This is a genomic window from Prescottella equi (assembly GCF_020171745.1).
GTDB lineage: Bacteria > Actinomycetota > Actinomycetes > Mycobacteriales > Mycobacteriaceae > Prescottella > Prescottella equi_A.
Genome location: NZ_JAIVAH010000007.1, coordinates 56341 through 79489, shown reverse-complemented (window position 1 = coordinate 79489; position 23149 = coordinate 56341). Strand labels below are relative to the sequence as shown.

20 protein-coding genes are annotated in these 23149 nt (G+C 69.2%); 10 read left to right on the top strand and 10 right to left on the bottom strand.

Annotated elements, in window-relative coordinates:
- Nucleotides 1-82: 82 nt before the first annotated feature.
- Genes LCL87_RS05485 through LCL87_RS05470 form a run of 4 tightly spaced genes read left to right on the top strand, consistent with a single transcriptional unit; the run spans nucleotide 83 to nucleotide 3658 of the window.
- Nucleotides 83-1297: an acyl-CoA dehydrogenase family protein gene (locus tag LCL87_RS05485; RefSeq protein ID WP_225017471.1), complete on the top strand. Its 1215-nt coding sequence runs from the start codon at nucleotides 83-85 to the stop codon at nucleotides 1295-1297.
- Nucleotides 1294-2322 carry a phosphotransferase family protein gene (locus LCL87_RS05480; RefSeq protein ID WP_225017469.1) on the top strand — a complete coding sequence of 343 codons (1029 nt, stop codon included), beginning with the start codon at nucleotides 1294-1296 and terminating at the stop codon, nucleotides 2320-2322. The genes LCL87_RS05485 and LCL87_RS05480 overlap by 4 nt, the downstream gene beginning before the upstream one ends.
- Entirely contained in the window at nucleotides 2319-3056 is a 738-nt protein-coding gene (locus tag LCL87_RS05475; protein ID WP_225017467.1) for an SDR family oxidoreductase, read from the top strand. The genes LCL87_RS05480 and LCL87_RS05475 overlap by 4 nt, the downstream gene beginning before the upstream one ends.
- A 2-nt stretch (nucleotides 3057-3058) precedes the next feature.
- A complete protein-coding gene (locus LCL87_RS05470) occupies nucleotides 3059-3658 on the top strand; it encodes a histidine phosphatase family protein (RefSeq protein WP_225017465.1) in 600 nt (199 codons plus the stop codon).
- 76 nt (nucleotides 3659-3734) lie between these two features.
- Here LCL87_RS05470 and LCL87_RS05465 read toward each other — a convergent pair whose 3' ends face one another.
- Genes LCL87_RS05465 through LCL87_RS05455 form a run of 3 tightly spaced genes read right to left on the bottom strand, consistent with a single transcriptional unit; the run spans nucleotide 3735 to nucleotide 6123 of the window.
- Entirely contained in the window at nucleotides 3735-5207 is a 1473-nt protein-coding gene (locus tag LCL87_RS05465) for a peptide MFS transporter (RefSeq protein ID WP_225017463.1), read from the bottom strand.
- A 42-nt stretch (nucleotides 5208-5249) separates the two neighbouring features.
- A complete protein-coding gene (locus LCL87_RS05460) occupies nucleotides 5250-5633 on the bottom strand; it encodes a DUF3054 domain-containing protein (RefSeq protein ID WP_225017461.1) in 384 nt (127 codons plus the stop codon).
- Nucleotides 5634-5691: 58 nt separating this feature from the next.
- Nucleotides 5692-6123 (bottom strand): DoxX family protein, encoded by a 432-nt coding sequence (locus LCL87_RS05455; protein ID WP_225017459.1) that lies wholly within the window; start codon nucleotides 6121-6123, stop codon nucleotides 5692-5694.
- A 177-nt stretch (nucleotides 6124-6300) separates the two neighbouring features.
- Between LCL87_RS05455 and LCL87_RS05450 the strand changes: the two genes are divergently transcribed.
- Both LCL87_RS05450 and rox read left to right on the top strand, forming a co-directional pair.
- Nucleotides 6301-8466 (top strand): phosphocholine-specific phospholipase C, encoded by a 2166-nt coding sequence (locus LCL87_RS05450; RefSeq protein ID WP_225017457.1) that lies wholly within the window; start codon nucleotides 6301-6303, stop codon nucleotides 8464-8466.
- Between the two features lie 135 nt (nucleotides 8467-8601).
- Entirely contained in the window at nucleotides 8602-10044 is a 1443-nt protein-coding gene (gene rox, locus LCL87_RS05445; protein ID WP_225017455.1) for a rifampin monooxygenase, read from the top strand.
- 86 nt (nucleotides 10045-10130) lie between these two features.
- On the opposite strand, the gene LCL87_RS05440 is transcribed toward rox, so the two are convergent.
- Nucleotides 10131-10682, bottom strand: coding sequence for a YceI family protein (locus LCL87_RS05440; RefSeq protein ID WP_225017453.1), 552 nt, complete (start codon nucleotides 10680-10682; stop codon nucleotides 10131-10133).
- Between the two features lie 290 nt (nucleotides 10683-10972).
- Here LCL87_RS05440 and LCL87_RS05435 point away from each other — a divergent pair, with 290 nt between their 5' ends.
- Entirely contained in the window at nucleotides 10973-11590 is a 618-nt protein-coding gene (locus LCL87_RS05435) for a hypothetical protein (RefSeq protein WP_225017451.1), read from the top strand.
- 58 nt (nucleotides 11591-11648) lie between these two features.
- Here LCL87_RS05435 and LCL87_RS05430 read toward each other — a convergent pair whose 3' ends face one another.
- Nucleotides 11649-13349 carry a 2-isopropylmalate synthase gene (locus LCL87_RS05430; protein WP_225017449.1) on the bottom strand — a complete coding sequence of 567 codons (1701 nt, stop codon included), beginning with the start codon at nucleotides 13347-13349 and terminating at the stop codon, nucleotides 11649-11651.
- Nucleotides 13350-13515: 166 nt separating this feature from the next.
- Here LCL87_RS05430 and LCL87_RS05425 point away from each other — a divergent pair, with 166 nt between their 5' ends.
- A complete protein-coding gene (locus LCL87_RS05425) occupies nucleotides 13516-14202 on the top strand; it encodes a FadR/GntR family transcriptional regulator (protein ID WP_225017446.1) in 687 nt (228 codons plus the stop codon).
- 5 nt (nucleotides 14203-14207) lie between these two features.
- Here the strand turns inward: LCL87_RS05425 and LCL87_RS05420 are convergent, their stop codons facing one another.
- Nucleotides 14208-15356, bottom strand: coding sequence for a lysylphosphatidylglycerol synthase transmembrane domain-containing protein (locus LCL87_RS05420; RefSeq protein ID WP_225017445.1), 1149 nt, complete (start codon nucleotides 15354-15356; stop codon nucleotides 14208-14210).
- Nucleotides 15357-15384: 28 nt separating this feature from the next.
- Nucleotides 15385-16842, bottom strand: a complete 1458-nt coding sequence (locus LCL87_RS05415; RefSeq protein WP_225017443.1) for an adenylate/guanylate cyclase domain-containing protein — start codon at nucleotides 16840-16842, stop codon at nucleotides 15385-15387.
- A 167-nt stretch (nucleotides 16843-17009) separates the two neighbouring features.
- Between LCL87_RS05415 and LCL87_RS05410 the strand changes: the two genes are divergently transcribed.
- Nucleotides 17010-18218 (top strand): AI-2E family transporter, encoded by a 1209-nt coding sequence (locus LCL87_RS05410; RefSeq protein WP_225017441.1) that lies wholly within the window; start codon nucleotides 17010-17012, stop codon nucleotides 18216-18218.
- A 15-nt stretch (nucleotides 18219-18233) separates the two neighbouring features.
- Nucleotides 18234-18908 (top strand): DUF1707 SHOCT-like domain-containing protein, encoded by a 675-nt coding sequence (locus LCL87_RS05405; protein ID WP_225017439.1) that lies wholly within the window; start codon nucleotides 18234-18236, stop codon nucleotides 18906-18908.
- Here LCL87_RS05405 and LCL87_RS05400 read toward each other — a convergent pair whose 3' ends face one another.
- The 3 genes from LCL87_RS05400 to trmB are packed head-to-tail and all read right to left on the bottom strand — an operon-like array spanning nucleotide 18909 to nucleotide 23031.
- Nucleotides 18909-21557 carry an MMPL family transporter gene (locus tag LCL87_RS05400; protein ID WP_225017437.1) on the bottom strand — a complete coding sequence of 883 codons (2649 nt, stop codon included), beginning with the start codon at nucleotides 21555-21557 and terminating at the stop codon, nucleotides 18909-18911.
- 11 nt (nucleotides 21558-21568) lie between these two features.
- On the bottom strand, nucleotides 21569-22252 hold the full coding sequence (locus tag LCL87_RS05395; RefSeq protein ID WP_225017435.1) for an NYN domain-containing protein: 684 nt from the start codon (nucleotides 22250-22252) through the stop codon (nucleotides 21569-21571).
- Complete coding sequence (trmB, locus tag LCL87_RS05390) at nucleotides 22249-23031, bottom strand: tRNA (guanosine(46)-N7)-methyltransferase TrmB (RefSeq protein ID WP_225017885.1); 783 nt, start codon at nucleotides 23029-23031, stop codon at nucleotides 22249-22251. Before trmB ends, LCL87_RS05395 begins: the two co-directional genes overlap by 4 nt.
- Nucleotides 23032-23149: the final 118 nt, after the last annotated feature.

Here is a 23149-nt window from a genome sequence, read left to right as displayed (position 1 = left end):
CCTTGACCGATCGTGCTGGTCGTGGCACGCTCGGCCCTACCGAGCGATCGATCGGTCGGTCGTGTGGGACGGAGGATGTGACATGCCGGTGGACCTGTCGTACTCGCCCGAGGTGGAGAGCCTCGTCGAACGAACGCGGGAATTCGTGCGGGACGTGGTCCTGCCGATCGAGGATGCGCACGGTGGCGACATCGCCGCGGCAGGCGGTGACGCGATCCGCGTCGAGATGCAGGCGGAGGCGAAGGGGCGGGGGTTGCTCGCGCCGCACGCGCCCGTCGAGTTCGGCGGGCTGGGCCTGGACATGAGCGACCGGTCCCCGGTGTTCGAGGCCGCCGGCTACTCGCTGTTCGGGCCGACCGCGCTCAACATCGCGGCACCGGACGAAGGCAACGTGCACCTGCTCGCGCACGTCGCGAGTCCGGCGCAGAAGGAGGAGTTCCTCGGCCCGCTCGCCCGCGGCGAGGTGCGCTCGGCCTTTGCGATGACCGAGCCGGCGCCGGGTGCCGGGTCCGACCCGTCGGCGCTGACCACCCGCGCCGAGAAGGCGCCCGGGGGATGGAAGATCAACGGCCACAAGTGGTTCATCACCGGCGCCGACGGAGCGGGTTTCTTCATCATCATGGCCCGCACGTCCGGGGCGCCGGGGGATCGCGGCGGCGCGACGATGTTCCTCGCATCGGCCACGTCGGCGGGGATTCGGGTGGGCCGGCATGTGGAGACGCTGGATCGGGCGATGATCGGCGGCCACTGCGAGGTGTTCTTCGACGACCTGTTCGTGCCCGACGACGCCGTCCTCGGTGCGGTCGACGAGGGCTTCGCCTACGCGCAGGTGCGCCTCGGTCCGGCCCGGATGACCCACGTGATGCGGTGGCTCGGTGCGGCCCGCCGGGGTCACGACGTCGCGGTCGACTACGTCGCGCGCCGGGACGGGTTCGGTTCCCGGATCGGCGATCTCGGCATGGTCCAGCAGATGGTGGCCGACAACGAGATCGATATCGCGGCCACCCGGGCGCTGCTGACCCGCGCGTGCTGGGAACTCGATCAGGGTGGGTCCGCGTCGGATTCGACGTCGATCGCGAAGGCCTTCGGGTCCGAGGCGATCTTCCGGATCGTGGACCGGTCGATCCAGATGTGCGGCGGCATGGGCGTGTCCGGCGACCTGCCGCTCGCCCGGCTGTCCCGCGAGGTGCGGCCGTTCCGGGTGTACGACGGCCCGTCCGAGGTGCACCGCTGGGCGCTCGCGAAGCGCGTCGTCGGCAAGGCGAAGCGGGCCGCACGTGAGGAGGGGCTGTCGTGACCGCGACGCAGTTGGACGGTTTGGATCTGGCAGCGCTGCAGCGATTCCTCGGTGACAGCGGTGTCGCCGTCGCGGGCGAGCTGCGGGCACGGCTGATCTCGGGCGGCAAGTCGAACCTCACCTTCGAGGTGTCCGACGGCGCCTCCCGCTGGGTGCTGCGACGGCCGCCGACCGCGGGACTGACGCCGTCGGCGCACGATGTAGCGCGCGAGTATCGGGTGTGCGCGGCGCTGCAGGACTCCGCTGTCCCGGTCGCGCCGACCGTCGCGCTGTGCGAGGACGACGCGGTGATGGGCGCACCGTTCGCCGTCACCGGGTTCGTCGACGGACAGGTGATCCGCACCGTCGACGACCTCGACCGGCTCGGCGGCGCCGAGATCGACTCGTGTGTGCGGGAGTTGGTGCGAGTGCTGGCAGCGCTGCACGCCGTGGACCATCGTGCGGTGGGGCTCGAGGCGTTCGGCCGGCCGGACGGCTACCTGTCCCGGCAGGTGGCGCTGTGGGCGCGGCAGTGGGAACGCGTCAAGACCCGGGATCTCCCGGACCTCGAGCGCCTGCACGGGCTGTTGCAGGATGCGGTGCCGGCTACGTCGCGGGCGGCGATCGTGCACGGCGACTACCGGATCGACAACACTCTCGTCGCGGTCGACGATCCGGGTCGCGTTGTTGCGGTAGTGGATTGGGAGCTCTCGACGCTCGGGGACCCGCTCGCCGACCTGGCGCAGATGTGCGTCTACCGGCATCCGGCGTTGGACGTGATCCTCGGTGAGCCGGCGGCGTGGACGAGTCCGCGGTTGCCGTCGGCCGATGCGATCGCGCAGATGTACTCCGAGACGACCGGAACGCCGCTCGACCACTGGGGCTTCTATCTGGGTCTGGCCAACTTCAAGCTCGCGGTGATCGCCGAGGGCATCACGCACCGGCATCTCGCCGGCGCCACCACGGGCGACGGGTTCGCGCACGCGTGCGAGGCCGTGCCCCCGCTCGTCGCTGCCGGACTCGCCGCGATGGAGGAACATCGATGACGCACAGTGCACTGATCACCGGAGCCTCGCGCGGCATCGGGCTCGGCATCGCGGAACGGCTTGCGGCGCAGGGGTACGGGCTCACCATCACCGCGCGGGACGCGTCCCGGCTCGAGGCGGTCGCCGCGGACCTGCGGGCGGCCGGGGCGTCCGACGTCGTCGCGATCGCAGCCGATATGGCCGATCCCGATGCGTCGTCGGCGCTCGTCGGCGCGCACGTGGAGCGCTTCGGGTCGATGCGTGCGCTCGTCCTGAACGCCGGGGTGGGCACCGCCGGACCGATCGCGGAGTACCCGATGAAGCGGTTCGAGAAGACCGTCGCGGTCAATCTCACGGCGCCGTTCACGTTGCTGCAACGCGCGCTCCCGCTGCTCCGCAAGGGGGCCGCGGAGAACCCGGAGCGCGGTGCGAAAGTGCTTGCGGTGTCGTCGATCACCGGCGTGTACGCCGAGGCGAACCTGGCGGTGTACGGGGCGACGAAGGCGGCGCTGCTCTCGCTCGTCGACACGCTCAACGCCGAGGAATCCGGCAACGGCGTCGCCGGAACCGCGATCGCGCCGGCCTACGTCGACACCGACATGTCCGAGTGGACCAAGGACCGCATCCCGGCCGACACGATGCTCACCGTGAACGACGTCGTCGAACTCGTGGACGCGGTGCTGCGGCTGTCGAACCGGGCGGTGCTGTCGAAGATGGTGCTCACCCGGGCAGGCGCGTCCGGCTACGGGGCCTGACCGTGCAGTTGATCCTCGTCCGGCACGCGCTGCCGGAGCACGTCGCCGTCGCCGAGGGGCGGGCGGATCCGGGCCTGACCGAACTGGGGCGTCGTCAGGCCCGGCGGCTGCCGTCCCCGTTGACCGACGTCACGGTCGCGCGGGTGGTGACCAGCCCGCAGCGGCGGGCGATCGAGACCGCCGGGCCGCTCGTCGAATCACTGGGTGTGAGCCCGGTGATCGACGACCGGTTCGCCGAGTACGACGCCGATCAGGGCTACTACATCCCGATCCACGAGGCCCGCGAACGGATGCCCGAGGCGTTCGAACGCATCCGGGCCGGGCTGCTGCCGGACTTCGTCGACGAGGACGCGTTCCGGAGTCGCGTGCGAGAGGCGATGACGGCGGTTGTCGCGCAGTCGAATCACGAGGACACTGTGGTGGTCGTAGCCCACGGCGGGGTGATCAACGTCGTGCTGCAGGATCTCCTCGAACTGCCGCGACCGCTGACCTTCCCGATCGATTACGTGTCGATCAGCCGGGTGCTGATCTCGCGCAACGGGGCCCGACGGGTGGCGTCGGTGAACGAGACCGCCCATGTCCGGGACCTTCTCGTCCGCTGACCCCCCGCGTTTTGCGCACTTATCGCGGTTTCGGGGTGCGATTCGGCGCGATAAGTGCGCAAAACGCGAGGGGGGGTTAGTGGACCCCGCGCATGAGACGGCGGATCCAGGGGGACAGCACGGCGAGCACGACGCCGATGGCGATCGATGCGAGGCCGACGGTCGCGAAGTACGGCACCTCGTTGTGCTCGTCGTAGAACCGCGACAGCGTGCCGGCCAGGCTCGAGCCGAGCGCCACCGACAGGAAGAACAGCGCCACCATCTGGGTGTGGAACGCGGCCGGGGCGAGTTTGGTGGACAGTGACAGCCCGACCGGGGAGAGCAGCAGTTCGGCGAACGTGAACAGCAGCAGGATCCCGGCGAGACCGAGCAGGGGCGCGCTGTTGGGGCCACCACCGGACATCGGGATGAAGCACAGGAACGCGATGCCCATGATGCCGGTGCCGAGCGCGAACTTGATCGGCGACGACGGCTGCCGCGAGCCGAGTTTGGTCCACAGCGCCGCGAAGACGCCCGCGAAGATGATGATGAACACCGGGTTGATCGATTGCACCCACGTGGGCGGGAACTCCCAGCCGAACAGATTGCGGTCCAGGCGGGCGTCGGCATATATCGCGACGGTGGTGAACTGCTGCTGGAACAGCGACCAGAACGCGGCGCTCGCCACGAACATCGGGATGAACGCGAACACCCGACTGCGTTCGGTGGGGGTGATCCGCCGGCTCGTCAGGATCACCGCGAAGTACGCCACCGCGGCGACGATCGTCAGCGCCACCACGATCTCGGAGAGGTTGGCGGTGGTGATCACCCCGGCGAAGGAGAAGGCGAACACGACCGCGACCGCGACGATCGCGATCACGGCGACCCGCGGCCGCGCGGCCTCCGGCAGTGGGTTGGGGGCGGCGGAACCGATACCGTGCAGGTGCTTGCGGCCGAGCGTGTACTGGATGAGGCCGAGCGCCATTCCGATTGCGGCGAGCGCGAATCCGACGTGGAAGCCCCAGTTCTTCTGTGCCCACCCGGTGAGCAGCGGACCGACCAGGCCACCCACGTTGATCCCCATGTAGAAGATCGAGAAGCCGGCGTCGCGGCGCTCGTCGTCGGGCGCGTACAGGTCACCGACGAGCGACGTCGCGTTCGCCTTCAGTCCGCCGCTGCCGAACGCGATCAGCACCAGCCCCACCCCGACACCCGCCAGGCCGGGGATGATCGCCAGGCTGATGTGCCCCAGCATGATCAGGCACGCGCTGTAGAAGAGGGTGCGCTCGGAGCCGAGGAGCCGGTCCGCGATCCACGCCCCGACGATCGTCGACAGGTACACCGTGCCGCCGTACGCGCCGACGATGCTGGTGGCCGCGGTCTTGTCGAGCCCCAGTCCGCCGTCGGCCACCGAGTAGTACAGGTAGTACAGCAGGATGCCCTGCATGCCGTAGAACGAGAAGCGTTCCCACATCTCGACGCCGAACAGGTTCGCGAGCGCGAACGGCTGTCCGAAGAAGCCGTGATCCGAACGGGACCGCTCGGGCTGCTGTTCGACTGTCGAGCTCATCGCGGCCTCCGAGAAATCCTGTGCGGAGGCGTCGGCCGTCGCCTACTTCAGGCGCGCGACTCGGCGCTTTCGCACTGCCTGATAGATCGCCCGCCATCCGATCAGAAACAGGGCGAGGAACGACGCCGCGACGAGAATGAACGAGAACGCGGTGCCCTGATCGCTGACCACCCGGAGCAGCATGCCGAGTACCAGGGTCGAGAGCCACACGATCACGCCGGTGGGGACCGGCAGCAGTGCGTCGAACTTGTCACGGTAGAGCCCGAACGTGATCGCCCAGCCCGCTGCCAGGCCGGCGAGGAACGGCCATGCCGTGGTGAGCAGGCCTCCGACGTCGAGGCCCTCCTCGTGGCTTCTCCGGCCGAGTAGGGCGAAGATGACCACGAACAGGATGTCGGCGACGGCGGCGGGCACGAACTTCTTCACGACGACAAGCCTAGGCGGTGGCCGGTCCCGGAAACTGTGGAGTCGCCCACTGACTCCGTCAGCCGCGGACGAGCGGCATGATCGCGCGGACCCGGGCGTCCCGCAGGTACAGCCCGCCCCACACGAAGATCCCGACGTACACCGGCGACAGGATCGTCGACAGCAGCGGCTGCTCGGTGAGGATGTTGCACGCGACCGCCCCGCCGAGGTAGCCGGTGAGCAGCACCGCCCCGAGGATCGCCGTGACCGGCGTCAGGTACAGCGCCAGGCACACCAGCATCACCACGCCCATGACGTACGGCGCGTAGTCGGGGAAGCCGTACTCGGCCATCGAGTCCTTCACCGGCTGGATGTTCGCGAGGTGGATGACGGCGTCGAACAACAGGAAGGCCACCACCAGCGCGGTGACGACGAGGCCGGCGATTCGGGCCCGCGGCGACACGGTGGCGGCGCCCGGCGTGGTGCGGGTGGCGGGGAAGGAGGCGGTCATGGCGAGCTCCCGTTCTGTGGCTGCCCCACGCCCGATGCGTGGAGCCTCAGCCATACAGACCGCGCCTGCTCGCGATATTCATCGCAGTGCTACGGCCGAATCCGCCTCCGCGCGCCCGCCGCTCCGATAGCCTCCGGCCAACCGTGTCGCATTTCGGCTCTTTCAGGAGGTCAAGACGTGACGTTCGAGATGTCCCGACGGCGATTCATGGCCCTGGGTGCCGGTGCCGTCGGCGCCGCCGCGGCCGGATCACTGCTGCCACCGTCGCTGCAGGCCGCGCTCGCGTCGCCGGTGCCACCGGGCGGCCTGGACTCGATCGAGCACGTCGTACTGCTCATGCAGGAGAACCGCGCCTTCGACCACTACTTCGGCACCCTCCGCGGCGTGCGCGGGTTCGGCGACCCCAACGCGCTGCGCCTGCGCACCGGCCGCACCGTGTACGAGCAGCCGGATCGGGAATCCGTGGTGGTGCCGTACCCGATCCGGGAGGCGGCGGGCGCACAGCGGATGGATACCCAGAACGTCGACGCCCTCGACCACGAGTGGGCCGGTGGGCAGGCCGCCGTCGCCGGCGGCTGGCACGACGGCTGGATTCCCGCGAAGACCGCGGCGACGATGGCCCACTACGACCGGCAGGACATCCCGTTCCAGTTCGAGCTCGCCGAGTCGTTCACGGTGTGCGACGCCTACTTCTGTTCGGTACCGACGTCGACCGCGCCCAACCGCAACTACTGGATCAGCGGGTACACCGGGTTCGAGGCGAACGGGTCCCGGGCGGTCACCAACGACTCGTACATGCCCTGGCACGACGGGTACACCTGGACGACGGTCCCGGAGCGGCTCGAGACGGCCGGGATCAGCTGGCGGACCTACCAGGAGTGGGACAACTTCACCGACAACAACCTCGAATACTTCGTGCGGTTCAAGCAGGTGGTGCACGCGCTGCTCGGGCATCCCGCGCTGGTGCCGTACCAGTTCCCCACGCTCGCAGCGCTGTACGCGGCGCTGCCGCTGCTGCCGTCCGACGTGCAGACCCTGTTGCTCGGGTGCCTCGACGACGGGGTGTCGCGACTCGACGGCCCCGACCGGCGACTGTACGACCGGGCACTGCGCCGCGAGCGGCCCGGCACCCTCGCGGACGTCTTCCGCGCGGACGTCGAGGCGGGCACACTGCCGCAGGTGTCGTATCTGGTGCCGTCGGCCGTGGATTGCGAGCATCCGATGACGTCGTCGCCGGCGTCGAGCGCGACGCTGGTCTACAAGGTGCTCGACGCGATCGCGTCCGATCCCGAAACCTGGTCGAAGACAGCGGTCCTGCTGAACTTCGACGAGAACGACGGCTACTACGATCACGTGCCGCCGCCGCTGCCGCCGCGGGACGTCGCCGACGAGTACGTGGGCGACAAGCCACTCGGACTGGGGCCGCGGGTGCCGATGACGGTGATCTCACCGTGGACCGTCGGCGGATACGTGTGCTCGCAGGTGTTCGACCACACCTCGATCACCCAGTTCCTGGAGAAGCGATTCGGGTTCGCGCAGCCCGAGATCAGCGCGTGGCGTCGGACCGTCGCGGGCGATCTCACGTCGGCGTTCGACTTCGACACGCCGCGCGCCCGACCGCCGCTCACCCCGCCGCCGCCCGCGCCGCCGCTGACCCCGCGCTGGAAGCCTGCACCACCCGAGCAGCAGCGGATGCCGGTGCAGGAGAGCGGAACCCGACCTGCCCGGGCGCTGCCGTATCAGCCCGACGCGGACGTCGTGTTCGACGCCGGTGCGCGGCAGCTGTCGGTGCGGATGCGGAATACCGGGACCGCCAGTGCGCATCTGGCGTTGTACCCGTACGCGGGCGAGTTCGACCTGCCCCGGCACTACGACGTACTCGTCGACCGCGCGGACACGGTCGCCGTGCCCGGTGATCACTACGACCTGACGATGATCGGCCCCAACGGATTCCGGCGCGAGTTCGCCGGATCGGTGAACGGTCCGGGTGCGGCGGTGCAGACGCGGACGACGATCGAGCCGATCGGTCGAACGGTGCGGCTGACCGTGTCGAACGCGGGCCCGAGCGCTGTGACGGTCACCGTGGCGGGAAGCTCTGCCCAGGTGGCGGCGGGCGCGGAACACTTCTGGATCGTCGACTCGCAACAGGGGTGGTACGACGCCACGATGACGATCGCCGAGGATCCGTCGTACCGACGCCGATGGGTGGGGCACGTCGAGACGGGGGCGGAGAGTGTCAGCCAGCCCCCCGTCGAGGTGGCCGCCACCGGCGATCTGACCCTGCTGCCGCAGCCACCCGCGAGCGGTTCGGCGGCGCTGCCGACGTCGAGTCTCGGGTCGTAGCTGACGGGGAAACGGAATGCGGGATCGAGATCGGATCCCTTCCACTTTCAACATATAGCGCAGTGGGGGCCTTGCGGCAAGGCCCCGGTGGTGACGCAGAATCGTCCGCCGGAACGAAAACGGCGGAGGGAAAACATGTTCGACGTGATCATTGCCGGGGCCGGGCCGACCGGTCTGATGCTTGCCGCGGAGTTGCGCCTGCACGGTGTGCGCACACTCGTGGTGGAGCAGCAGGCGGAACCGCCCGCGTTCGTCCGCGCGCTCGGACTGCACGTGCGCAGCATCGAGATCATGGACCAGCGGGGCCTGCTGGAGCGGTTTCTCGAGCAGGGAAAGCGGTTCGCGGTCGGTGGGTTCTTCGCGGGGCTGAGCAGCAGGTGGCCGGACGACCTGGACACCGCCCACTCCTACGTTCTCGGTATTCCGCAGCCGGTCACCGACCGCATCCTGGCCGACCGGGCGCTCGAACTCGGGACCGAGATCCGGCGCGGCCACGAACTGGTCGGGATCACTCAGGACGACGACGGCGCGACCGTCGAACTGGCCGACGGGACCCACCTGCGTTCGCGGTACGTCGTCGGCTGCGACGGCGGCCGCAGCACGGTGCGCCGACTGCTCGGCATCGGATTCCCCGGTGAGCCGAGCAAGGTGGAGACGCTGCTGGGGGAGATGGCGGTGTCCGCGCCGCCGGAGACGCTGACGGCTGTCACGGCCGAGGTTCGCAAGACCCACAAGCGATTCGGCTTCATGCCGCTCGGGGACGGGATGTACCGCGTCATCGTTCCGGCGGCCGGGGTGACGGGGGATCGCGATGTCCGGCCCACGCTCGCCGACTTCGAAACGCAACTGCGGGCCATCGCCGGCAGCGACTTCGGCGTGCATTCACCGCGCTGGCTGTCCCGCTTCGGCGACGCCACCCGGCTCGCCGAGCACTACCGCAGTGGCCGGGTGTTTCTCGCGGGCGACGCGGCCCACATCCACCCGCCGACCGGCGGGCAGGGACTGAACCTCGGCATCCAGGACGCGTTCAACCTGGGCTGGAAACTCGCGGCGGAGGTAGGCGGCTGGGCCCCGGAGGGTCTCCTCGACAGCTACCACGACGAGCGACACCCGGTGGCCGCGGCGGTGCTGGACAACACCCGGGCGCAGATGGAACTGATGTCCGTCGAGCCCGGCGCGCAGGCGGTGCGACGGCTGGTCGAGGAACTGATCGAGTTCGACGACGTGAACCGGTACCTGATCGAGAAGATCACCGCGATCGGTGTTCGCTACGACCTCGGCGGCGCACACGAACTCGTGGGCCGCAGGATGCGCGACGTGCGGCTGGGGCGGGGCCGCCTGTACGAACGGATGCACGCAGGCAGAGGCCTCCTGCTCGACCGCGCGGGACGACTGTCGTCGACGGGCTGGGCGGATCGCGTCGACCATGTCGTCGACGTCGACGTCGACGTCGATGCCGAACTCGACGTGCCCGCCGTCCTGCTGCGTCCGGACGGGTACGTGGCGTGGGTCGGTGACGATCAGGGCGATCTCGTCGACCATCTGTCTCGTTGGTTCGGAGGAGCCGTCGGCCGGTAGTCCGCGTCGGGCCCAGGCAGACATGGAGAAACGCACCCGCTGCGATCGGGGGAGGTGGCCGCAGCGGGTGCGTCGTTCGTGGTGGATCAGGCCTGGAGGCCGGCCTCGATCTCGAGGTTGATGGTGATCTTGTCGCCGACGACGGCGCCGCCACCCTCGAGCGGCATCTCGATGCTGATGCCGAAGTCCTTGCGGTTGATGGTGGTCGACGCCTCGAAACCGGCGACGGGGCCGTTGCCCATGCCCGGGTTGACGCCCAGGAACTCGAGCGCCAGCTCGACCGGCTTGGTCACACCGTGCAGCGTGAACTCGCCCTCGACGACGAAGTTCGAGCCGGCCGCGCGGACGCCGGTGGAGACGAACGTGGCGGTCGGGAACTGCTCGACGTCGAAGAAGTCGGCCGACTTGATGTGGCCGTCACGCTGCTCGTTGTTGGTGTCGATCGACGCGACCTGGATCTCGGCCTGCACGGAGGGGGTGCCGTCCTCGGCGACCGTGATGGAGCCGGTGAAGTCGTTGAACGTGCCGCGGACCTTGCTCACCACGAGGTGCCGGACCATGAATCCGACGGTCGAGTGCGTGGGGTCGATGGCCCAGGTGCCGGCGGACAGGTTGGGCAGGGCGGTGGCGGTGGTCATGTGAACTCCCAGAGGAAAGTAGTTGAAACTTCAAAGACTGTGGTTACAACGGTCCCACCGGTGCAGCCATTCCGCAACCGGTAGTGACGTCCGTCACTCCGAGCTGGGCAGTCTCGGTGATCGAAATTCTTACTACCGTTCAGTAAGTTTCCGTGATACGTTCGCCCTGCTTGTCTGCTTTGCCCCTCCGGATACGGCGGGGTGTTTCGAATCCGGTTCTGCCAACCGTGATCTCGGGTCCGGCAGGACTGTCATGAACAGTGCGCCACCTTTGAAGCAAGGAGAAGCAGTTGTCCAAGAAGTCGACCATCGCCCGCTGTGCGGGTGCCGCCGTAGCCGTTGCCGGAACGCTCGCCCTGGCCGTGCCGGGTATCGCCTCCGCAGGTCCCGCCGCCGCCGTACCGGCTCCGAAGATCTCCGCCAGTGTCGACGGCGACGTCATCGACATGACCGTCACGCAGACGAGCACGGGTCAGAATGCCATCTGCCTGCCGATCGTCCTGAACGCCACCGACGCGCTGCCCCTCGCCGCGCTGCCGACCGATCAGTGGCCCGGATTCGCCGACCTCCTCGGCAAGGTCTACTACATCGGCAACCCGACGTCGGACGCGGCGCCGACGGCGGAGAGCACGACCGCCACCCCCGAGGGCGGGATCAACACCGGGCTGCTCAAGCCGATCGAACCGGGCGCGTACGCCGTCGTCGGCGCATGCATCGATGCCACAGCCCAGGATGCAATCCTGTCCTACAGCTACCAGATCGTCTTCTCCCCGGGCGGCTTCGGCAGCCTCGGTCAGGCGCTCAACCTCGGCAGCGCCACCATCAACATGGACGGCGGCAGCGCCATCATCGCCGACCTGCTGAAGAGCGGTGCCGGCAGCAGCATGCTGTCCGCGAACCTGAGCTGACGCGGAGGCCGGCCGGAACACGCTCGGGTGGGGGGTGTTCCGGCCGGCCGCCGGTCCGTCAGTCGGAGACCGGTGTCCCGGCGACGCCGGCCAGGACGGCATGCAACGCCGACGCCGTCACCGACTGATCGAAGCCGATTCCCCAGCGCTCGACCCCGCCGCTGCGGCACAGCGCGAACGTCACGGCTCGTCCCGCACTGCCGGCACCCACGGACTGCTGCACGAACGAGAGCACCTCGACCGGGAGTCCGTGGTCGGCCAGGATCTTGGTGAGCGCCTCGACGGGTCCGCCGGCGAATGCCTGGCCGTCGATCGTGGTGCCGTCGAACTCTGCCCGCACGCGCAGGTGGTCGCCGTCCTCGCGGTGCTCGATCGACCACTGGCCCAGCCTGCCGTCGAACCCGTACTCCGCGAACAGCAACTCCCACAACTGTTCTGCGGTGATCTCGGCGCCGCTGTCGTCGGTGGCCCGCTGCACGCGGCCCGCGAAGTCGATCTGCAGCGGCCGGGGAAGGTCGATGCCGTATCCGGTCTGCAGCAGGTAGGCGATGCCACCCTTGCCGGACTGGCTGTTCACCCGGATCACGGCCTCGTAGTCGCGGCCGACGTCGCGTGGATCGATCGGCAGGTACGGCACGTCCCACGGCGCCTGCGCCGGATCCACGCCCACAGCCTCGGCCCGCGCGCGGTGGTGCGCGAAGCCCTTCTTGATCGCGTCCTGGTGGGTGCCGGAGAACGCCGTGTACACCAGGTCGCCGCCGTACGGGTGCCGGGCGTGCACATCGATCCTGTTGCAGTGCTCCACCGTTCGACGCACCCCGTCGATGTCGGAGAAGTCGATCATCGGGTCGACGCCCTGCGCGTGCAGGTTCAGGGCGAGCGTCACCAGGTCGACGTTGCCGGTCCGCTCGCCGTTGCCGAACAGGCAGCCCTCGACGCGCTGCGCGCCGGCCAGCACCGCCAGTTCGGCGCACGCGACACCCGTGCCGCGGTCGTTGTGCGGGTGCACCGACAGGATCACCGACTCGCGACGCGCCAGATTGTGGTGCATGTACTCGATCTGGTCGGCGTACACGTTGGGTGTCGAGATCTCCACCGTCGCAGGCAGGTTGTGGATCACCGGACGATCCGGCGACGCGTCCCACAGCTCGGTGAGGCTGTCGCACACCTGCAGCACGTAGTCGGGCTCGGTCAGGTTGAACACCTCGGGGGAGAACTCGAAGCGCACGCCCGGCTGCCGGTCGCCGCAGCGCGCGACGTCCTGCGCAGCGTCGAAGATCAAGCGGTGCAGCGCCTCCCGGTCGTGACCGAGCACGACGTCGCGCCACGTCGGTGCCGTTGCGGTGTACATGTGCACCACGACGTTCGGCAGTCCGCGCACCGACTCGAAGGTGCGCTCGATCAGATCGGTTCGGGCGGCGGTGAACACGACGATCGTGACGTCGTCGGGCACCAGGTCCTGCTCGGCCAGGTCGCGGACGAAATCGAAGTCGGTCCGACTGGCCGACGGGTAGCCGACCTCGATCTCCTTGTACCCCATGCGGATCATCAGTTCGAAGAACGTGCGCTTGCGGGCCGGGTCCATCGGCTCGGCGAGGGCCTGGTTGCCGTCGCGTAGATCGACCGGCACCCACAGCGGCGCGACGGTGGTGTGGGCGGTGGGCCACGAGCGTTCGGTCAGCGGCACCGGGACGCGCTCCGTGTACGGGCGGTAGCGGTGGCTGGGCATGGACGACGGGCGTTGACGATTCCAGTTCATGACGGTGGCTCCTGAGCCGATCGAGAGGGGCGACCGGCACGGCGGAACCCCGCGACGGGGTGCCGGTCCGGTCAGACCCCGCCGCGGCTGCCGAGGAGCAGTCCGCGATACGTCATGTCGGCTAAGCTAGAGGAAAACAACTTGTCTGACAACCTGAGGAGTTTGCTTGCCCGCCGCGCTCAACCGGAATCTCCTGGCCGATCAGGCCGCCGACCAGCTACGACGCCGCCTGCAAGCGGGGGAGTGGGAGGTCGGGGCGAAGCTTCCGGGCGAGACCACGCTCGCCGCGGAACTCGGGGTCGGGCGCTCGACGATCCGCGAGGCGCTGCGGATGCTCGCCGGCCAGGGCATGCTGCGGCCGCGCCAGGGTGCCGGCGTGTTCGTCGAACGCACCGAACCCGAGGCCGACGGCTGGGAGGCCGTGCTGCAGCGCGGCGCGATCGTGGCCGTCGTCGAGGTCCGGGCCGCGATCGAGATCGAGGCCGCGCGCCTAGCCGCGGTCCGCGCCACCGCCGACGACGTCGCCGCAATGCGCCGCGCCCTCGAGCTGCGGGCGGCCGCGGCCGACGCCCCCGACCGGGAGTTCGTCGAGGCCGACACCGCGGTGCACCGGGCGATCGTCACCGCCGCGCACAACCCGGTGCTGTCCGAACTGTTCGAGACGTTCGTGCCGCGCGTCGCCGACGCGATGATCGACATGATCGGTCTGCTCGGGCTGCGGGATCGGGACACCGAACCGAACGCCGACGAACACGGCGCGCTCGTGGACGCGATCGCGGAGGGGAACGTCGACGAAGCCGCCCGCATCGCCCGCACACATCTCGAAGCGATGGCCGCCGACCTGGGTGGATGACGGGCTCAGTCGGTGCGCGGGATCCGGTCCTCGACGTCGGACCGCACGGTCGTCGGGTCCGCCACGGTCCGACGCTGCTCCAACTCCGGGGTCTCCTCGGCCTCGATCGGCGCGTCCGAAGCCTGGCCGTGCCCGCGGAACAGGAAGGCGATGACGATCCAGCCGACGATCGCGACGAGGATGAAGCTGACCCCGCGGTAGACGAACGCCGCCGCCACCGCCTGGGACGCGCTGATGCTGGCGGCCGTCGTGAGCGCCGCGATGAGCGTCGCGTCGACGTACACCAGGCCGCCCGGCGCACCCGGAATCGTCGCGACGGCCTTACCGGCCGCGAACGCGATCAGCACGCCCGCGAGCACGGGTTCGGCGCCGATCGCGAAACACGCCGCGCCCAGGCACACGATGTCGGCGAGACGATGCACCGCCGACCAGCCCAGGGTGAGAGCGGCGTCGCGCTTGCCGAGTTGTACCGAGTCGAGCTGCTCGATCGTGGTCCGGACCGCGTCCATCCCGGTGTCCGACGGCTTGCCCAGTGCGCCGTTCGCGCGCGCGAGCACCCACCCGGCGACCTTTTCGATGGACTCCGGATGCGACGAGACGTACCGGCCCGCGTACAGCAGTGCCGCGAGACCCGCGACCGAGAACAGCAGCGTGAACGGGCTCACCGAGCCGCCGACCAGCAGCGCGCCGGTCACCCCGACCAGCGCGAGCCCGGCGGCCGCGATCACGCCGGAGATCGCCAGCTGCCACGACGCGACGACCGGGCTCGCGCCCCAGCGTCGGGTCTCCTTGTACGTGAACGCCGTGGAGAACACCTGGCCGGCGGGCAGCGTCAGCGCCATCGCCGTCGATCCGTAGATCACCGCGACCGACTTGCGCTGGCTCACCGGCACGCCGCCGGCATGCAGCAACTGCTTCTGCACCCGGCCGTAGCCGCTCAGCGAGACGGCCTGCGCGACCACACACAGCGCGACCCAGCCCCAGTGGATCTCGGCCAGCGCCTGCCACGACTCGTGCAGCCGCGGCCACAGGTACAGACCCTCGCCCACGAGCAGCGCCACGAGGAGGGCGCCGGCGACCCACTTGAGCCACCAGAATCGACCACGCGGCCGATCTGTGTGACCGCCTCGAGGGGCGGACTCCGGCTGTGTCACGAACTCAGGGTAACGAAAATCCCTCACGTCACTCCGGATACAACACCGGCCACGCCAGGTGTGTGTTGCGGCGGCGGCCCCGCAGCTGCACCTGGTCGCCCAGTTCCCAGTGCGCCTGCTCCTCGTCGTCCGCGAAGTACAGCGCGCTGGTCGACGCGAGGACGCGGCTGGGCCGCAGCTTCGCGAGCTCGGTCAGGCGCGACGCCTCGTTCACCGGATCACCGATCACCGTGTACTCGAAACGCTCGGCGGCACCGATGTTGCCCGCGACGGCCAGGCCCGCGGACACGCCGATGCCGATGTCGAGGCCGGTGATCTCGTTGAGCGCGAACCGCAGCTCGCGGGCGGCCGCGAGCGCCGCGGTGGGGGCGTCGGGGCGGTCCAGCGGGGCGCCGAAGATCGCGAGCGCCGCGTCGCCCATGAACTTGTTGACGAAGCCGTGGTGCCGGTCGACGACGTCGACGACCACCCGGAAGAATTCGTTGAGCAACTCGACGACCTCGCCCGGGGGCCGCTCCGCGGCGGCGCCCGTCGAGCCGACCATGTCGACGAACAGGACCGCGACGAAGCGCGTCTCACCGCCGAGTTCGGTGCCGAACTGCAGCGCACGACGAGCGACGTCCTCGCCGACGTGCTGACCGAACAGCTCGCGCAGCAGGCGTCGCTCGTCGGCCTCGCGCATCATCCGGTTGAAGCCGACCTGCAGGCGGCCGATCTCGGAGCCGTCGAACACCTCGACGCGGACGTCCGTCTCGCCCTTCTGGGCCCGCTCGATCGCGCGCCGCAGCTGCCGGATCGGATCCGAGATCTGACTCGCCGTCAGCATCGACAGCGCGAAGGCCTGCCCGATCGCCATGATCGACAGCAGCAGGATTGCCCACGCGAGCGCGCTCGGCGCGAACTCCAGGTCGGTCGTCAGCTGCGTGACGCACAGCAGGATGATGCCGATCACCGGCATCAGCGTGCCCAGGCCCCACGTCATCGCCATGCGGGTGCCGACACCCGGCGCCATCGTCCGGTCGAACTGGCCCTCGCTGAGGGCCTGCGCCGCGACAGGACGCAGGATTCGCTCGCCGAGCATGTACGTGAAACCGAACGTGGTGGTCGCGGCCATGCCCACCGTGACGATGACGGCGACCGCGAGCTCGGGCATCTCCTCGACCGTGAGCAGCACGAAGATCACGCCGCCGAGGAACCACAGCACCAGATGCACGATCGCCTGGCGCAGCGGTGCGTGCAGCGCCGCCATCTGCTCGGCCCGTGTCGGCGGACCGCCGCGCAGCTGCCAACGGATCACCGACCGCAGCATCATCGCCGCCGCGGTGAGGCTGACCAGGCCGGCGAACACGAGATAGACGCTGAAGACGGCGAAGTTGCGGACGTGGTCGTTGATGATGTCCGCGGATTCCGGGATCGGGATGCCGTAGCGGACGAAGGCGAAGACCAGCACGGCGCCGATCAGGTTCGCCCCGGCCATCGAGAGCATGTAGAGAGGCCAACGACTACGAATCGTCAGCGTCACTGCTCGGTACGAGGCCCACACGATCTCATAACTTAGCGGGACATAGTTCGCGGCCGGGCAGCGCACACGGTTGCCGCGGTCGGCGGTCGTTTCTCCGCCGTGGACGGCGCAGGTCCGGATAGGCTCGCGCGGTGAACGAGAGCCAGTCGGGGGAGGCCGGAGCACAGCGGGACTCGGTGGAGTCCGTACATCCGCTCGTCCGTCTCGGTGCGGCCTGGACGTGGCGACTGCTCGTCCTGTTCGCCGGGCTGCTCGCGCTCGGATACGTCGTCTCCAAACTCGAGGCCGTCGTCATTCCCGTCGCGCTCGCGCTGCTGCTGGCCGCCTTCCTCATGCCCGCCGTCGACCACATGCACCGGCGCGGGGTTCCCCGGTCCGCCGCGGTGCTGGTCGCCGTCGTCGGCACGATCGGCATCGTCGGCGCGATCCTGTCGTTCGTCGTGCAGCAGTTCGTCGAGGGTCTGCCCGACCTCAGCGACCAGTTCACGACCAGCGTCACCAAGGCCCAGGAGTGGCTGACCGACGGGCCGCTGCACTTCAGCGAGGACCAGATCCGGCACGCCGGCGACAACGTCGTCAAGGCGATCCAGTCCAACCAGGAAGCCCTCACCAGCGGCGCGCTGACCACGGCGACGGTGATCGGGGAGATCTTCGCGGGAGCCTTCCTCGCCCTGTTCACCCTCGTGTTCTTCCTCTACGGCGGCGACCAGGTGTGGGAGTTCGTCACCCGCATCGTTCCGAAGAACACCCGCAGTCGCGTCCGGTTGGCCGGCCGGCAGGGCTTCAACTCGCTCGTCGGCTACACCCGCGCGACGGTCGCGGTCGCTGCCGTCGACGCGATCGGCATCGGCGCCGGCCTCGCGATTCTCGGCGTCCCGCTCGCCCTGCCGCTGGCGTCGCTCGTTTTCGTCGGCGCGTTCATCCCGATCGTCGGCGCGTTCGTGACCGGCTTCCTCGCGGTGCTCGTCGCCCTGGTCACCAAGGGCTTGCTGACCGCGCTGATCGTGCTCGGCATCATCATCGGCATCATGCAGCTCGAGGGCCACGTCCTGCAGCCGCTGCTGTTGGGCCGCGCCGTCCGCCTGCACCCGCTCGCGGTGGTGCTCGCGATCACCACCGGCATCGTCCTCGCGGGAATCGTCGGCGGCCTGCTCGCGGTGCCGATCGTTGCCTTCCTCAACACGGCGATCCGGTCGCTGTGCGCCGAGAGCACGGACGAGGCCGAGGAGGTCTACGAATCCCTCGCCGGCGCCGACCCGTCGATCCCGATGTTCCCCGCGACACCCGACGAGCCGGACGGGCCGCCGCCGAGCGCTGGAGATGCGCGGTCGCCGGACTGATTTATCGTTGTCCGCATGGAGGCGAGAGATCTGCGGGTGTCCGATGCCGAGCGTGAACACGTCGGCGAACTGCTCCAGCGCGCGGTGGGGCAGGGCATGCTCTCGCTCGGCGAGTTCACCGAACGCATGGACACGGCCCTCGCCGCGAAGACTCGCGGTGAACTCAACGCCGTCCTCGCGGATCTGCCGGGCATGCAGATCAACCCGGAATATGTGAACGGGGCATACCCGGCGCCTCCCGCGCAGATTCCGTCGGTTTCATACGCACCCCCTGCGCCGCCGCAACCCGCGCCGCAGCCGAGCGTCGGTGGCTACCCGGCGTCGCAGCCGCTCGTCATCCGCGGTCGCATGTCGACCGTCACCCGCAAGGGCCGCTGGCAGGTGCCGCCCGCGCTGGTCCTGGACTCACGAATGGGCAGCACGACACTCGACTTCACCGAGGCCGTCATGCAGACCCAGGTGGTGCACCTGACCGTCGAGGACTTCTGCGGATCCGTCACGCTCGTCCTGCCGGAGCAGGCGACCGCGGACCTCAACGACATCGACTCCGTCGGAGGTTCGGTGTCCAACAAGGTCCGCACCGGCCCCCCGTACGGTCCGCTACACCTCGTCGTTCGCGGACGGGTGCGATTCGGCTCGATCACAGCGCGCTACCCGTTCGGCACCACGCTGCGCAGGATGCTGGGCTGATCAGTCGTCGTCGCGGTGGCGGGCCAGGAGCTCGCTGACGCTCACGGCCTTGTCCCCGCTGCGGTGCCGACCGGGATTCTCCGGATCGGCCGGATTCTCACCCGGGCCGGGCTCGGCCGGGTTCTCCACCGGTTCGGGCGTCACCTGCACGGCAGGCATCACTCCCGTGTTCGGGGCCTTGAGCGCCGCGAGCCACGCCACCTCTTCGCCGTCGGCACGGGAGACGGGTGCCTCCGGGCGCGGACGGACGTCGGGCTTCGGCGGCGAAACCGGTTCCGGGCGTTCGGTGGCAGGACGCTGGGTCGCCGAGCGGGCACGCAGCGCCGCGGTCACGCGGGGGAGCGGCATCGTCAGCGGCTCCGGCTCCGGCGCGCGATCGAGGACGGCGGTGGCTGCGCCGCGCGGTGCGGCCGCCTGGGCCGGTGCACCCGCAGGCTCGGCGGGGGCCGGGACCGGCGCGTCGGTGGCGGTCAGGTCGGGGACGTCGGCGGGGACGAGTTCGCTGTCGAGGATCGGCTCGCCCAGCCCGATCTTCTGCTGGATGCGCTTCATCCAGGCCGGTGCCCACCAGCAGTCGTCGCCGAGGAGCTTCATGACGGCCGGCACCAGGAACATGCGGATCAGCGTCGCGTCGATGATGAGCGCGGCGATCATGCCGTAGGCGATGTACTTCATCATCACCAGTTCGGAGAATCCGAACGCGCCGGTGACGACGATGAGGATCAGTGCGGCCGCGGTGATGATCCGACCGGTGTGCGCGGTGCCGATCCGGATGGCCTCGGTGGTGCTGGCTCCCTGCGATCTGGCCTCGACCATGCGGGAGAGGAGGAACACCTCGTAGTCGATCGACAGGCCGTAGATGATCGCGACGATCAGCACGAGGACCGGTGAGGTGATCGGTCCGGGCGTGAACCCGAGCGCGCTCGACCCGTGGCCGTCGATGAAGATCCAGGTCAGGATGCCGAGCGTCGAGCCCAGGCCCAGGGCGCTCATCAGCACGGCCTTGATGGGCAGCACGATCGAGCCGAATGCCAGGAACATCAGCAGCGTCGTGATGATCAGGACCGACGCGACCATGAGCGGCAGGTTGTCGAGCAGCGCGCTGATGCTGTCCTGCTCGATCGCGGGTGTGCCGCCGACGAGGACCTGGACGCCGTCCGGAACGGGCATCGAGCGCAGGTAGTCGATGGTCTCGGCGGAGTTGTTGCGGTCGACCAGGCCGGCCTTGAGGACCTGGACGCCGTCCTTCGCGGGGCCGGTGATCGAGAACTTCTCGACCAGTCCGGGTGCCTCGCTGGCGGACTTCATGATCTGGCCGACCTGGGCGCCCTCGGCGCCGGCGATGACCAGTTTCACCGGCTCGGTGCGGTTGCCGGGGAACAGTTCGTCGAACTGCTCCTGCGCGACGCGGGTCGCGTTGTCCGGCGGCAGGTAGTCCTCGTTGATGCCGCCGAACTTGATGCCCGTCATCGGGATGATGAGCAGCAGCAGGCTGACGACGATCGGGATCGTCACCTTGAGCGGGTTGCGCATCACCCAGCGGGTGAGCCGGCCCCAGACGCTGTTCTCGATCTCCTCGGTCGACTTGATCTGGCCGAACCGCTTGAGGCCGAACTTGTCGATGCGTCTGCCGAGGATGCTCAGGATCGCGGGCAGCACCGTGACCGAGGTGAACGCCGCCAGCAGCACCGTCGCGATCGCGCCGTACGCGACCGATTTGAGGAAGCCCTGCGGGAAGAGGATCAATCCACCGATGCTCACCGCGATCATCGTCGAGGAGAACAACACCGTCCGGCCCGCGGTCATGACGGTGCGCCGCACCGCCGTCCGGGTGTCGTACCCGTCGCCGAGTTCTTCTCGGAACCGGCTGACGATGAACAGGCCGTAGTCGATCGCCAGGCCCAGGCCGATCAGCGACACCACCGACGCGACGAACGCGTTGACCTCGGTGAAGTGCGTGATCACCCGGACGATGCCGTTGGCGCTGAGGATCGTCAGGCCGCCGACGATCAGCGGCAGCGCGGCGGCGATGACGCCGCCGAACACGAAGAACAACAGCACCGCGACCGCCGGGATCGCGATGATCTCCATCCGGTGGAGGTCGTTGGCCATCGTGTCGTTGATCGCGCTCGCCACCGGCTGCATGCCGGCGAGCTGGACCTCGACGCCGTCGATCGCGAACGCGTCCCGGATCTCGCGGAAGTTGTTCGTGATCGCGGTGTCGTTGTCGCCCTTCAGTGCGATGCTCGCGATCGCGTGCGATTTGTCCGCGGTGGCCATCGCCGGCAGCCGCGGGGTGTTCGGCAGCTGGAAATAGCTGCCGTTCACCTTCGCGACCTGATCCGGGTGTTCCTGCAGCAGTTGCTGCAGGCTGTCCGAGACCTGCGCGGCGAACGCCGGGTCGTCGACCGTCTTGCCTTCGGGCGCGGTGTACATCGCCACGACGTCGCCGTTGGTGTCGCGGCCGAACGTGCCGTCCGCGAGCTTCGCGGCGGCCACCGACTCCGACCCGGGGTCGTCCCAGCCGCTCTGACTGAGGTGGGCACCGAGACCGGAACCGTAGGCGCCCAGCGCCAACAGCCCGGCCACCATCACCGCGATGACGGTGAAACGGGCTCGGTAGACCAGATCTCCCCAGCGAGCGAACACGTATGGACTCCTCAGCGCCCGACGAGCAGGGCGGACAGTGGACGGAACGGCTGCAGCCAAGCACCCTCGTCGGGCAGGGACTCGAGGCTCACCCGTGGCAGCGGCTCACGGAAGACGCCGGGGATGTCCTCGAGATCGACGAAGTCCAGGATGTCCGACGAGACCGCCCAGCTGGCGTGCTCGCGGAACCCGAGGACCTGCACCGGCACGCCGGCTGCTGCGATGTCCTCCAACGGCTCACGGAACGCCTGACCGTCGGCGGAGGCGACCATGACGCCTGCCAGACCCTCACCACGGCGGAGCTCGATGTGGTGGAGCATGTCGGCATCGACGTCGCTGTCCTCCTCCACCTTCGGCTTGGCGAACACCGCGAAGCCCACATTACGCAAGGCCTCGACCCAGGGGCGGACAACATCCGCGCTACCAGGGGCGATGTTGGTGAAGACGGTGGCTTCGGGCTCGAGGGTCGCGCTCTCGGTGGCCGACAGCTCGGCCGTGCGCGACAGCAGCCAGCGGCCCAGAGCGTCGAACCGGGGCCGGTAGGCGGCCGTCGGGCGTCCGCCCAGGATCGCGCCGAGCCCCATGTCGAGGTTCGGTGCGTCCCAGACCAGGAGTACGCGCTTGGTCTCTCGCGCGTTGCCGTCGTTGGAGCCGCGCGTCAGATCGGTGTCGGACGTGCCTTCGCTGAGACTCATGGCTTGATCTTCCCCCAGATGAGTTCGGTGATCGTGCTTCCGACCTTGTGTGCCTTGTCCTCGAACTTCGTCACCGGACGCTCGTGCGTCATCGGCGACTCCCAGTCGAGCTCGGTGAGCAGCGGCTCGGCGTCGCCGGCTTCCCGGATCGCCTCGGCGTACTCGGCGTGATCGGTGGCCACGTGCAGCACGCCGCCCGGCTTCAACCGGCTCGCGATCAGCGCGAACGTCGGGCCCTGCAGCAGCCGGCGCTTGTGGTGGCGCGCCTTGGGCCACGGGTCCGGGAAGAACACGCGGACGCCCGTCAGCGATTCGGGGGCGACCATGTGCTCGAGCACCTCGACTGCGTCGCCACGCAGAACGCGCACGTTCGTGAGTTCGTTCCGCTCGACGAGTTGCAACAGTTGCGCCAGACCGGGGCGGTAGACCTCGACCGCGATCAGGTTCACGTGCGGCTCGGCCTTCGCCATCGCGGCCGTCGCGGTGCCGGTACCGGAACCGATCTCCACGATCAGCGGCGCGTCGCGCTCGAACCATGCCGTGGTGTCGATCAGATCGTCGCCGACGTCGCGGCCGATCTTCGGCCACATCCGATCCCACGCACCCTGCTGAGGTTCGGTCAGCGAACCGCGGCGGGAGCGGAAACTCGTCACCCGCGGGTACAGACGCGAGCCCTTCGATGCACCGGCAGAATCGTCTGCGGCAGAGGTCTCGAGGTCGTCGTTCGAGGTGTCGGGAGTGTCCTGATCGGCGTCGTTCACCCGACCATTGTCACGTATCGGCGTGATCACGGGCCGACTCGGTCGGAAGATACTATGGAGTCTTTGATCGACTTCCGTGTCGCACCGTCACCGGTGGCCGCGTTCCTGCTGGTAGTCGCTCCCCTGCGGCCGCATC